The sequence below is a fragment of the Nostoc sp. UHCC 0302 genome (genome assembly GCF_038096175.1).
Lineage (GTDB): Bacteria > Cyanobacteriota > Cyanobacteriia > Cyanobacteriales > Nostocaceae > UHCC-0302.
The window spans coordinates 805,867-818,641 of sequence record NZ_CP151099.1; the positions used below are offsets into that span (position 1 = coordinate 805,867).

Below are 12,775 nucleotides of genomic sequence, written 5' to 3' on the forward strand. Positions count from 1 at the left end.
TCAGGGGCATCTACTCAACATGAGTGTGACGCAAATTTTGCAGTCTTTCAATTCTAGAAACTACCGTCTATTTTTTAGTGGACAAAGTTTATCTATGATTGGTAGTTTTATGATAGAAACTACCTGTGCATGGCTAGTTTATTATCTAACAAAGTCAGTAGCTTTGCTGGGTTTAGTTGGTTTTCTGTACCAAGTTCCTAATTTAATAGTTAGTCCTTTAGCTGGTGTTCGGATAGAGCAGTTTAATCGACGTAATATTTTAATTGCCGTGCAATTTTTTATGATGATTATCTCGTTAACTCTAGCAATTATTGCTTTAAAAGGGATAATTAGTATATGGCAAATAATTTGTGCAAGTATATTACAAGGTTTTCTCAGTAGTGTTGAGACACCTGCTCGTTATGCTTTCATAATGGACATAATTGAAAAAAAAGAAGATATTACCAATGCAACGGCTATCGATTCTTCTTTACTTAGTGGTTCACGGATTATAGCTCCTGCGATGCCTACGGCGGCAAGCTACGCAGGTATTATAATTGCTAATCTTTCTCCCAGACACTGCTTTTTAATTGATGGTATTAGTTATATTGCTATCATTTCAGCTTTGTTAGCAATTAAGGTTAACAAGCTAGCAACTTTTATCAAAGTAAAATTTTACTTTATTAACCAAATAACAACACAAGAAGATGCAGTATAATCAACTTGGCGAAAGTGACCTAAAAGTTTCTGAAATTTGCCTCGGTACAATGACCTATGGGCGACAAAATACCATTGAAGAAGCGCACCAGCAACTAGATTATTCTGTTGCTCAAGGAATCAACTTCATTGATGCAGCTGAAATGTATCCAGTGCCACCTAGCGCTGAAACTTATGGATTAACCGAAAGTTATATTGGAGAATGGTTAAAGCATCAACAAAGAGATAAACTCATTGTTGCTACTAAAATTGCAGGCCCTGGACGCGGCTTTAAATGGTTACGTGGTGGAGCAGAAGCAATTGAGCGTGATAATATTAAGCAAGCTGTAGATGAGAGTCTAAAGCGACTACAAACAGACTATATCGACCTATACCAAATTCACTGGCCTGATCGCTACGTGCCACGTTTTGGACAGACAGTTTTCGATCCCACTCAAATAAAACCATCAGTTCCGATAGTTGAACAACTAGAAGCTTTTGCCGATATAATTCAATCGGGAAAGATTCGTTACATCGGTTTGAGTAATGAAACCCCTTGGGGAGTTACCCAATTTAGTAACGTAGCTAAACAGTTAGGATTGCCCAAAGTTGTTTCCATTCAAAATGCTTATAACTTGCTTAATCGAGTATTTGATGGCGCTTTAGCAGAAGCAGTTTATCACGAAAATATTGGGCTACTGGCTTATAGTCCTTTGGCATTTGGCTTTTTGACTGGTAAACACCTCAACGGCAAAAAAGAGAATACAAGAGTCAGTTTGTTTGAAAACTTTGGTCAACGTTATTTCAAACCAAAAGTTACTGAAGTTGTAACAGCTTATGTGGAAGTTGCCAAGCGCCATCAATTGAGTCCAGCGCAACTAGCTTTGGCATTCGTGCGGAGTCGTTGGTTCGTCGCTAGCACAATTATCGGTGCTACTACATTAGAACAACTAAAAGAGAATATAGAAAGTGTAAATGTAGTTCTTGATAAAGAGATTTTGGCAGAGTTAGATGCAGTTCATGCTCAATCTCCGAATCCGGCCCCATAAGAGTGTTAAGTAGCAGTCAATCGGATTGATTCATAATATAGGGTGCTTTGGCGATCGCATCACGCAATGCACCCTATAAAGCAACAGAATTTCACTTTATTTGCTCCACGTTCATCAAATCATCAATTAACTTAAGAGTAAATCTAAATATAGATGGTGAAATTACCAGATTCTGCTCTAATATGTACTTTAAGAAAGTTACTGCAAATTGGTCAACAGAGTTCAGCTAAAGCAGTTGAGGACTTATCCACTAAAAAAAAGCAGGTTAAATTCTCCTTAGCCTGCTTTCATAAAGTAGAAACTTTAAAACTTCCTATTTTATGGCGATGGCGAGACATCTTCTACTTGAGTTTAATAGTTTCTGGATGTACTCTCACTAACTCTGCTAATTCCACTGTTAAACCTGTAAGCGAACAGAGCCAAACTACCACAACAGCACAAAATTCTGCTTCTCAAAAACAGACAGTAGTTCGCATTGGTTATATTAAAGGAAGCCTCTCTGCAATAGTTAAAGAACGCGGTACTTTAGAGCGTGAACTAAGCCCTAAAAATATCAAGATTGAGTGGGTTGGGACATTTCCATCTTTTGCACCTGTATTAGAAACAATCAATGCTAAAAGTTCCGATTTAGGAGCAGGTGGTGATATTGCTGGTTTATCTGCTTTGTCTGGTGGGATTAATGCTTGCATCATTGCTTACCGACCAGCTAACCGCAACTCAGAGGGAATTGTGGTTCATGCAGATTCACCTATTCGCAAGTTTGATGATTTGATTGGTAAAAAAGTTATCGTTAATCGTGGAGGAATTAGCGAGCATCTACTGTTAAAACTTTTAGAAAAAGAAAATATTCCCAAAGATAAAGTCAGCCGTGTTTACATGAAGCCTGATGAAGCTTTAGCTGCTTGGGCTTCGCATCATGTAGATGCTTGGGCTGTTTGGGATCCTTGGGTTGCTAGTGCCGAACTCAAATACAATGCCCGCCAAATTCCTCTACCTGCACCTGTTCCGCACTACTCCCTTTATATGGTGCATAGAGATGCACTCAAAGAAAAATCCCCAGCAATTAAGGAAGTGATTGCAATTCTGGCAAAAGAAGCCCAATGGTTGAATCAACATCCCCAAGAGAACCAAAAACTATATCAAAAAGTATCAGGATTACCATCCGAGGTTGTGAAGCGTACATTTGAACGTCGTCCTGTTGATGGAGTGCTTCCGTTAGAACCAAAAGTGATAGGTGATTTGCAGAGTGCTGCTGATTGGATATATCAGCAGGGAATCGTACAGAAACGAGTAGAGGTAAGTGATGCACTCTGTCCGAGTTCTGAGGGATGAGGGGACAAGAGGACAAGAGGACAAAGAAAAATAATCAATGTCCCATGCTCAATAACAAATGACAAATGACCAATACTCAATATCGGTCAAAACTAGATATTTAATTAGGTAGGATTATGACTGTTGCAATAACATCTGTTGACCAAAATACGATTCGTCGTCGGGGTACTGGTTTAAAAGCTTACAATCCTGACAAAGCATTTAAAGGATATACACTTTTTGCACCACTTACAGGTAAAGGTGAAGTCTACCTCTTAAACCTCGAAGGAGAAGTAGTACATCAGTGGAATCTGCCATATCCACCAGGGTTATATGGTTATCTTTTACCTAATGGCAACCTCTTTTATAACGGTAAAACTCCACCAGATGATTCACTACGTTTTCCGTTATGGCCTGCATTTAAAAGTGGCGTTGTTTTAGAAGCAGATCCCAAGGGAAATATTATCTGGGAATATAAGCATCCAGACCACCATCACGATGGACGCCGACTACGTAATGGCAACACGATTCTACTAGCCATTGAAAAAATACCCCAGTCTTTAGTTCCTCAGATCAAAGGCGGCGTACCGGGTACGGAAGCAGACGGCGAAATTTATGCTGATGTACTTTATGAAGTGACGCCTGGTGGAGAGATTGTTTGGACTTGGCACGCTTACGAACATCTCGATCCAAATATTTTTACGATTACACCCCAGGATCATCGGCAAGAATGGACTCATGGCAATACTGTAGATGAACTCGCTGGTGGCAACATTATTGTAAGCTTTCGCAACATCTCCACAGTCGCGATTATTGACCGCCAAACAGGAGAGATCATTTGGACACTCGGAGATGATGTACTGGCACAGCAGCACTTTCCTAACGAATTACCCAACGGTAACATCCTGATTTTTGACAACGGCGCACATCGCCGTGACACTGCACTCAATTACTCCCGCGTGATTGAGGTAAATCGCGAAACTAAAGAAATAGTCTGGCAATACACCGATACCCCACCTCAAAATTTCTTTAGTTCATATATATCAGGAGCGCAGCGTCTAGCGAATGGCAATACCTTGATTACAGAAGGTGCTTACGGGCGGATATTCGAGGTGACAGTTGAAGGGGAAATTGTTTGGGAATATGTTAATCCCCACTTTGCAGCCCGCAATGTTCCTGGTGAGAAGGCGTTAGTAACTCGTGGGGAGCAAAATTCAGTTTTCCGCGCCTTTCGTTATGCGCCTGAAGAAATTCCCTGGCTGTAATAAGGCTTGAAGTGAAAGCTTTAGTCCTTTCTTAAGCACTTTAGTGCTTACTACATACAGTCCACTTTAAAAGCTTGGTTAGTGTCTCTCTCTCCTACACGCCTATTTCTTGACACTAATAACTTAAGATTTGGGATTTTGAATTAAATCAATTCCCAATGCCGTTTCACAAGTCCTATTTATAAAGGAACTTAAACATGGCTGAAATCAAAGTCTACAGTTCAGTTAGTTGTCCTTATGCTCACCGTACCCGTTTGGTACTGCAAGAGAAGGGCATTGACTTCGATTTGATTGAAATTGATTTACAGAACAAGCCAGAAGGATTTACTAAGGTTTCTCCTTATGGAAAAGTACCTGCAATTACTCATGGCGACAACCGAGTTTGGGAGTCGGCAGTTATCAACGAGTATCTAGATGAGGTATTTCCCAATCCACCACTATTGCCTAGTAATCCCATTGAGAAGGCACAGGCGCGGATTTGGATTGATTTTGCCAACACTAGATTAGTTCCAGCTTTTTCTAACCTGCTGCGAAGCCCAGACGCGCAAAAACAAGAAGAAGCTAAAAAAGAACTATACAAGCATCTGGAGTTCATCGAAAACGAAGCTCTCGGAAAGCTTTCTCAGAATGGCCCCTACTGGTTTGGTGAATCTATCAGTTTGGTTGATTTTACCTTCTTCCCCTGGTTTGAGCGCTGGGCTGCACTCAAGCATTATCGTGGCTTTGGGATACCAGAAGATTTTACCCGTCTACGCCAATGGAAACGGGCTTTGAAAGAGCGTGACTCGGTGAAGGCGATCGCTAATTCTAAGGAATTCTACATTGAGCGATATGCTAGATTTGCTGCGCCTACTCCTGTTGCAGTTTAACTAGAGAAAAACCAAACCTTTGATAGAGACGTTGTATTGCAACGTCTCTACAATAGAAAGGCACTAGATTTTTCACCGAAATTGCTACTATACTACGTTAAGCCTATCGAACTAGTGTATTTTGTATGGGCAATATTAAAAAAGTTAGTGATGATCTAAGCTCCGCAGGGCAAGTCACCCCTGAAGAGTTACAACAGGCGGCACAAGAGGGATTTAAGTCGGTGCTGAATCTGCGTTCCCCTGATGAGGCGGGTTTCTTGAGTGATGAGCAGCAACAAGCCCAAGCGGCTGGGCTGGAATACGCAAACGTTCCATTAAAACCTACAGAAGCGAATCAACTGCTAACAGAGCAGGCAATTCAGGAGATTGCAAATTTACCCAAGCCAGTTTTAATTCACTGTGCTGCTGGCGCAAGGGCTAGTGGGATTGCCTTGATTGCTAATGCTATTAGCGAAGGTCTAACTTATGAACAAATTACCGAGAAAGCGCAAGAGCTAGGTCTGAACTTAGAACAACCGCACCTCAAGCAATTCTTACTTGAGAAATATATTAGTTCCACAGCCAAGTCTTAACCTATTAGGAGTAGTCTGGAAGTTGTCATTCCCGTGGTTGCTTGAAATAATCTGGCTTAGAACTCATGAATAACTCAGCACCAAGTCGTTTGGGAGAACTTGCCAAACTCTTCTTTAAACTAGGCGTTATCGGCTTCGGAGGCCCTGTTGCACATATCGCCATGATAGAAGATGAGGTAGTCAAACGCCGCCAATGGCTAACACGGGAGCATTTTCTGGATCTGCTAGGTGCAACTAACTTGATTCCTGGCCCGAATTCCACAGAAATGGCTATTCATGTGGGATATGTCTATGCGGGATGGTTAGGCCTAATTGTATCGGGTGTTTGTTTTATTTTACCTGCGGTTTTGATTACGGGTGGGTTTGCCTGGGTTTATGTTACTTATGGCACTCTACCGCAAGTCGCTCCCTTACTTTATGGCATTAAACCAGCTGTTTTAGCTATCATCCTTAATTCCCTCTGGGGGTTGGCAAAAAAAGCGGTGAAGACTCGCCAGTTGTTGGTAATTGCTCTAGGTGTTGCATTATTGGCATTTCTTTGGAAACAGCAGGAAGTAATTGCCCTTTTAATCGGGGGATTATTGGGGATGATTTGGTTACATTCTGGTGATAAAGATGACAAATCAAAAGTCAACTTGGCGCTAGCCAGCTTAACTACCAGTGCAACTTTCAAGGCTACAGCGGCTAGTGCAGTAGTGACTACTACATCTACTGTTCCTTTGTGGCAGTTGGGCGGGTTTTTCCTCAAAGTCGGTAGTGTCTTGTTTGGTGGGGGATATCTGCTAATAGCGTTTCTCCAAGGGGAATTAGTTCAAGAATACGGGTGGCTTACACAACAACAATTGTTAGATGCGATCGCAATTGGTCAATTTACCCCTGGGCCAGTACTTTCCACCGCTACTTTTATTGGCTATATAATTGCTGGAGTTCCTGGTGCAATTGTTTCTACAATTGGAATTTTCCTACCTTCTTTTTTATTCGTTGCTGCTTTGAATCCCTTGATTCCACGCTTACGTTCTTCTTCTTGGACAAAAGCATTTCTCGATGCTGTAAATGTAAGTGCAGTAGCGCTAATGGTAGTTACTACCCTGCAACTGGGATATGCCACTTTAATAGTACAAAAAGCGCCGTATATTGATTTTCTGGCAGTTGCGATCGCAATTACTTCAGCGGTTCTAGCAATTAGCTTTCGCGCTAATGCAGCATGGCTAGTTTTAGGTGGCGCTTTAATTGGATGGAGTGCTTCTATAGTAGGTTACATCTAATAAAATTAGATTAAAAAATATTAATTAACCTATTGACAAGGTAATAAAAAATATTCTTTCCAATGCCCCATCCCCAAATATTAATATTTCAGTTTTTCTCATTTCTACTACTTCAAAATAGCAAGGTGTAAAATGCCAATTCAAAACATAGTATCTAGTTGGGAAGAACTCTACGAGATTGCTCAAAAAAATACCCCTGCTCGACGGGTGCGTAGACCAGGACAGTCTCCTTCAACTGCTCCTATTCCCAGTAGTCTGCATAAACTATCTCCAGATACAGAACCGCCAGTATTGCTCTATCGTGATACAAACTCTTGGTGTCCTTTTTGCGAAAGAGTTTGGTTTGCCCTCGAAGAAAAGGAAATTCCGTTTGCGACGGAGTTTATTGATTTGAGTAACAAACCTAAATGGTATACCGATTTAGTGCCTACAACTCTTGTCCCCGCTGCGAAAATTGAGGGAGAGTTAGTTTATGAATCTAAAGACATTCTCTTAGCTTTAGAAGAAAGATTTGGGGCAAGTTTGCTTCCTGAAGAGCTAGAGGAAAAAGCTGTAGCGAAGCAGTGGCTTGAAGATGCTGAAACTAATGGTTTTAGGGATATTGCCTACAAATTTCTCCGGCAACCCCCTGAAGATGCTAATGAATTAGCAAACTTACAGGCAGCTTTTGAAGGTAAATTAGACGAATTAGAGCAAACTTTAGGGAAGTATCCTGGGCCTTACTTTTTATCAACCTTTAGCCTTGTAGACATTACGCATAGTCCCCATCTAGACCGATTAGCGGCTAACTTACCCGTTTATCGTGGCTATCACATCAAAGGAAATCCAAAGTATCCTCGCATCAATGCGTGGTTTGAAGCACTCAACCAGCGTCCCGCCTATCACCGTGTTAAATCTGATGATGTAACCAATAATTTGCTCTTACGTCGCCGATGGGGTGTAACACCGATTGGCAATCCCTTACCCCCCGACCCAGCACTTAGCCAAGAAATCCAATTTCGGGCAGAGGCTGCTGAGAGACTAACTGATAACCGGGAAGTTGCTATAGGAGATATTCTGAAAAACTCTGGTGTGCAAGCATTAGCGGTAGATGGTGATATTTCAACTGTGAAAGAAGCAGTTGATTTTCATCTCCGCTTGCTAGCTGACTATCTCATCAATGGCAATGGTGCAGCATTACCGTGGGGACGCGTAGGTGGTAAGGACAATGCTGATCCGATCGCCTCTGCTGTCGGAGCCATCACACTCGCTTATGTCAGGAATCGCATCTGTGCGCCACGCGATATGAGCGCTGGTGCTGCAACTGCATTCCGGGCAGCAGCAGATAAAGTGTTGATATCTATTTATTAGGTACTGTAAGGGCATACAGTTGTATGCCCCTAATTCTTTAATAGATATTGGTTGAGGAAGGCATTCACTTCATTGGCGCATAATCCAACATGAACTATCTTGCCTGCATCTCTAAGAATGTCTAATCCCCGACCATTATTGCGGGGATCTGGATCAAGTATGGATACATATATCTCATCTATGCGAGGATCTTTGGCGATCGCTATTGCACATGAGGGTGTGCGCCCCTGAAAAGAACAAGGTTCAAGAGTGACGTACATTTTCAAAAAGTTGAAAGCTTTGCCTTGAATCTGATTCAGCGCATCAGCTTCAGCATGATTTTTTCCTGGTGCGCGTGTGTATCCTTGTGCTACTATCTCTTCGGCATTTACAATTACACAGCCTACTGGTGGATTTGGCAAACATTCCGGCAAAGCTTTTTTACTTTGAGCTAAAGCCGCAAACATAAATATTTCATCCATTTTTTCATTAAATTCTTTTGTTGGACAATTGTTTCTAAGTAAATGAACATAATTGATTCTAATACCAATTCAATTAATGATTGCAACACATCTTTGGGTGAAGACGCGATTCATCGCGTCTCTACAGCATGGTTTATTTGTCACATTCTTTTTTCAAATTGGTATAAATTTTTCAATTATGTCTACCGATCTGTTTTAATTGTGCGTCTAAACGTCAAATTCCCTAATTATTTTATAATTAGGGAATCTTAGTATACCAGTTTGAAACAATAATTCGACAAATAGCCCATTTTCAAGACACTGCATTGCAACGTCTTTACTAAAGAATTTGTTGCGATAATTACTTTAATTGGTATTATTTAGCAGTATCTTCAAAGTCTGATAATGCACACGCAAATTCTCTGAAAGCTGTTTTAATCAAAACCTCTTTCATTCCCCTATCAAGCGTAGAATCGCGTATAACATCTGCTAATTCTATAAACAGCAAAGAAAACATAAAACGCTCTTGGCGCTCAACTTGTTTCAAGCAAGATGATATAAATGCATACAATTCTGTTTTTCTGGGTTTTGTTTGTTCTTCCCATATTTGCAACCCTAGCCGGAAGGTTTTCAAGCGTATATCGTTAACGTTAAAAGACGCATCTTTGTAGCGAATTGATACGCGTTGGGGCATTTCCATAGGTTTAAGTTTCAGACATTTAGTGTAAAGTATTTATTCACTTAAATTTTGCCTTATCCGGAAAAAAGCAGTTATGCAGTTACTTAGATGGCATGATAAAAGGCGCGACGGTTTCATAAGCTCTTGCTGTTTGCAAAACTAATAAATCTTTGTATTTTGCACCCACAATTTGCATTCCTACAGGTAAGCCATCTTTAGTAAAGCCACAAGGTACTGATGCGGCAGGTTGCTGTGTGAGATTGAAAGGATAAGTAAAAGGACTCCAGTTGCGTCCTTGAGGGTAAATAGATGATTGTGGTGATGTTTGACCAACCCCAAAAGCTGTAATTGGTAAAGTAGGAGTAATCAGCAAATCGTAAGTCTGGTGAAACCGTTGCATATGCCGACCAAGGGCTTCACGCGCGTCGTTGGCACTCTGGTAATCTGCTAAACTAATGCGATCGCCTTCTTTTGCAGTTGCTTGCAAACCTTCTTCAATTACAGCTCGTTGCTCAGGAGTAAATGAGCGCAGCAATTTTGCAGCACCAGCTCGCCAAAAGGTTCGCAATATGTTGTAAGGACTCTCAAAACCCGGATCAACTTCTTCAACAACAGCGCCTAGTTTAGCCAAAACATCAACTGCGGTTTTGACTAATGCAGCTACTTCCGGCTCAACATCGGCATAACCTAACGTGGAGCTGTAAGCAATTCGCAAACCTGCTACACCGTGATTTAATTCTTTGACATAATCTTGTCCATCATCAGGTAAAGCATACCAATCGCGCACATCAGGACGAGCGATCGCATTTAGTGTCAATGCTGCATCTGCAACTGTGCGAACCAAAACACCAGGATGAAACAAAGTACCAGTGTGTGCTGCTGGATAACCAGCAACACGGCCAAAAGTAGGTTTGAAACCAAAGACACCTGTGAATGCAGCAGGAGTTCTAGATGAGCCACCGCCATCAGTACCAAGGTGGAGTGTTCCTAAGCCCAATGCTGCTGCAACAGCTGCACCGCCACTACTACCGCCGGGTGTAAGTTCGAGATTCCAAGGATTGCGCGTGATACCCGTCAAAGAAGAATCAGTCACACCCTTCCAGCCAAATTCAGATGTTGTGGTTTTGCCCAACAAAACTGCACCTTGTTCACGCAAACGCGCCACCGCTGGCGCATCTTCTTCCCAAGGTTGATTAGGTGTTATTGCCTTACTCCCTCGTAGAGTTGGCAAACCTTTAGTTAAGAGTAAATCTTTAACAGTTATTGGCACACCATCAACTAAACCAAGCGGTTCACCTTTGAGCCAACGTTCCTCAGAAGCACGAGCCTCCGCAAGTGCATTTTCTTCGCCAACAATTACAAAAGCGTTGACTTGGCTATTGTAAGCAGCAATTCGCTCTAAAACTGTTTTAGTTACTTCAACTGGTGACAGCTTATGATTTTGATAGAGGGATACAAGGTTACTAGCAGAGAAATTAGTGATATCTGACATAAACTTGAATATTCATAACAACACAATGAGTGTTTGTAACAACAGCTTTAGCATTCATAATAAAAGTTTAAGTTGTTGTTATAACAGCTTTAACTTTTCTAATAATGACTTGAGTTTTTCTAAATAAAACTTTTAGCGTATTAACTTAAAAAGAAACAGATTTGCAAAATCTGATATTTTTCAACAAACTGAGACTAATTTCGGTTGAAATCAAGTGACTAGAAAAAGTGCTGAGTCAAAAGTCAAGAGTACAGACGCGATTAATCGCGTCTGTACAAGAGTCTCTCCCTAATCCCAAATTCCTTTAAACAGCTCTTCCCCCAGTATGCGAGGAAGTCACAGTGAGTAGATAGCTATCTGGCCCAGTTAAGGTAAATGAACTGTGGATTTTGCCTATTTCAATCTCAGAAACTGTCAGTCCCCATTCTTTAAAAGTATCTCTAGTGGCAAAAACATCGTCCACCATCAAATCAAATGGTGCGTTTGTTCCAGGAGTGATCGCTTCAGATGTCGTTCTCAAAACTAAGTGCGTACCTCCCCGTAATTCTAAAACAGCTAATTGTTCTGATTGAACAATCTGCCGCAGCCCTAGCTTGACGAAAAATTCGCTAGCTTCTGGTACATGACTGACATTTAATCTCACATGACCAATCGCTATAGGGGGACGGATATCAGTTTCTTTTGCAATAGTTTCTGGTAATGGCATATCTTCAACTCCACTTTATTCGCTGGCTTAGTTTTCCAGTACTTTCTACCAATTTAGCGTTCAATTCTGTCGACTTCAGCAGCTCTACCATCTCCTAAGTCAGCTTGCCCAAATTCAGCCGTTTTGGGCAAATTTATCTCGATATTTGATATGGCGCTAACTTCTACTTTAGCATTTTGTAATTCTCCGTCTAAAATATGTCCTCCTGTCTTACGATCTGTAGTTATGAAATGCAGATGATAGCCATTAACATTTACTCCTTGCATATAGGATGGTGTCCGAAAACCGATTATAGTCCCATTAATATTTCTTAATTCAAAAACTGATTGTGCTTTCACTGCCTCTACTAAAGGACGATAGGGCGGGGTTTGTTTGGGAACACTCCTAACTTTGAGATAAGGAAAATTACCTTGAATCCGAATAGCATAAATATAATTTTTCGTTGGGAAGCCCTTATCTAAAGATTGCTGAAATTGCTGATAATTTATTTTTTCTTGGATATTGATTAATTTCTCAGGTTTAAAAAATGTAACTGTGGCAAAAGGGCTAGTCATAGAATCTGGAATGACGGAGGCAACTCCATTAGATTTAATTTGGTAAAATGTGCCATTTAATCCAATCATTTCACCATCCAAAGTGTTGACTGTTCCAATCCCAAAATCACCACGTTTTTTTAATTCTTTAAAAGTAATCTTGCCGTCATAAACACCTGCTGCAAGAGCGCTAATCGTAGATGTTTGAAATAAGATATTTGCGGGTTTATTTTGCTGTGTTTTTCCAGGAAGAACTACACTCAATACAGTTATGGGTAAAACAGCAATCCAGAAATAATGCTTGAGTTGCATAAGCTAATAGTTCTTCCTCTTTTATATTAAAATTTTGTGATCGCCTACATAAACTGTCAAAAGTTAGATATACTAACAATTGAACTTCTGATATCTTGCAACTATAGCTAGCATCAGCCTCTATAGCACCAACTGCGCCATAAAATTATCTCCAATTGAAATTTAAAATAATTGTGAACTCCAACCTACTGCATAATGCTGTCAAAAGGATAAGGAGTTACCAGAGAATAGCTTACAACACAACTACATCTCTAAGC

The 12,775-nt window shown here is 40.8% G+C and carries 13 protein-coding genes; 8 read left to right on the forward strand and 5 right to left on the reverse strand.

The genetic code is table 11. From position 1 onward, the window contains the following. The first annotated feature begins 19 nt into the window (after positions 1–19). The 8 genes from WKK05_RS03145 to WKK05_RS03180 all read left to right on the forward strand — a co-directional run bounded on the left by WKK05_RS03145 (position 20) and on the right by WKK05_RS03180 (position 8,356). Complete coding sequence (locus tag WKK05_RS03145; RefSeq protein ID WP_341528354.1) at positions 20–697, forward strand: MFS transporter; 678 nt, start codon at positions 20–22, stop codon at positions 695–697. Continuing rightward, a complete protein-coding gene (locus tag WKK05_RS03150) occupies positions 687–1,724 on the forward strand; it encodes an NADP(H)-dependent aldo-keto reductase (protein WP_341528355.1) in 1,038 nt (345 codons plus the stop codon). The genes WKK05_RS03145 and WKK05_RS03150 overlap by 11 nt, the downstream gene beginning before the upstream one ends. A 153-nt stretch (positions 1,725–1,877) precedes the next feature. After that, positions 1,878–3,056 (forward strand): aliphatic sulfonate ABC transporter substrate-binding protein, encoded by a 1,179-nt coding sequence (locus tag WKK05_RS03155; protein WP_341528356.1) that lies wholly within the window; start codon positions 1,878–1,880, stop codon positions 3,054–3,056. 116 nt (positions 3,057–3,172) lie between these two features. Further along, a complete protein-coding gene (locus tag WKK05_RS03160) occupies positions 3,173–4,300 on the forward strand; it encodes an aryl-sulfate sulfotransferase (RefSeq protein ID WP_341528357.1) in 1,128 nt (375 codons plus the stop codon). Between the two features lie 197 nt (positions 4,301–4,497). Continuing rightward, positions 4,498–5,169: a glutathione S-transferase family protein gene (locus WKK05_RS03165; RefSeq protein ID WP_341528358.1), complete on the forward strand. Its 672-nt coding sequence runs from the start codon at positions 4,498–4,500 to the stop codon at positions 5,167–5,169. A gap of 125 nt (positions 5,170–5,294) precedes the next feature. After that, a complete protein-coding gene (locus WKK05_RS03170; protein ID WP_341528359.1) occupies positions 5,295–5,741 on the forward strand; it encodes a protein tyrosine phosphatase family protein in 447 nt (148 codons plus the stop codon). Between the two features lie 65 nt (positions 5,742–5,806). Next, the gene (gene chrA, locus WKK05_RS03175) at positions 5,807–7,006 is read left to right on the forward strand and encodes a chromate efflux transporter (protein WP_341528360.1); all 1,200 of its coding nucleotides are present in this window, start codon (positions 5,807–5,809) and stop codon (positions 7,004–7,006) included. Positions 7,007–7,138: 132 nt separating this feature from the next. Then, positions 7,139–8,356 (forward strand): glutathione S-transferase family protein, encoded by a 1,218-nt coding sequence (locus WKK05_RS03180; protein ID WP_341528361.1) that lies wholly within the window; start codon positions 7,139–7,141, stop codon positions 8,354–8,356. Positions 8,357–8,385: 29 nt separating this feature from the next. Here the strand turns inward: WKK05_RS03180 and WKK05_RS03185 are convergent, their stop codons facing one another. The 5 genes from WKK05_RS03185 to budA all read right to left on the reverse strand — a co-directional run bounded on the left by WKK05_RS03185 (position 8,386) and on the right by budA (position 12,518). Beyond that, complete coding sequence (locus WKK05_RS03185) at positions 8,386–8,817, reverse strand: deaminase (protein WP_341528362.1); 432 nt, start codon at positions 8,815–8,817, stop codon at positions 8,386–8,388. A 355-nt stretch (positions 8,818–9,172) separates the two neighbouring features. Next, positions 9,173–9,496, reverse strand: coding sequence for a hypothetical protein (locus tag WKK05_RS03190; RefSeq protein ID WP_341528363.1), 324 nt, complete (start codon positions 9,494–9,496; stop codon positions 9,173–9,175). A gap of 79 nt (positions 9,497–9,575) precedes the next feature. Continuing rightward, positions 9,576–10,967 carry an amidase gene (locus WKK05_RS03195; protein ID WP_341528364.1) on the reverse strand — a complete coding sequence of 464 codons (1,392 nt, stop codon included), beginning with the start codon at positions 10,965–10,967 and terminating at the stop codon, positions 9,576–9,578. Positions 10,968–11,271: 304 nt separating this feature from the next. Beyond that, positions 11,272–11,673, reverse strand: coding sequence for a VOC family protein (locus tag WKK05_RS03200; RefSeq protein WP_341528365.1), 402 nt, complete (start codon positions 11,671–11,673; stop codon positions 11,272–11,274). Positions 11,674–11,726: 53 nt separating this feature from the next. Beyond that, positions 11,727–12,518, reverse strand: a complete 792-nt coding sequence (gene budA, locus WKK05_RS03205; RefSeq protein ID WP_341528366.1) for an acetolactate decarboxylase — start codon at positions 12,516–12,518, stop codon at positions 11,727–11,729. Between the last annotated feature and the right edge of the window lie 257 nt (positions 12,519–12,775).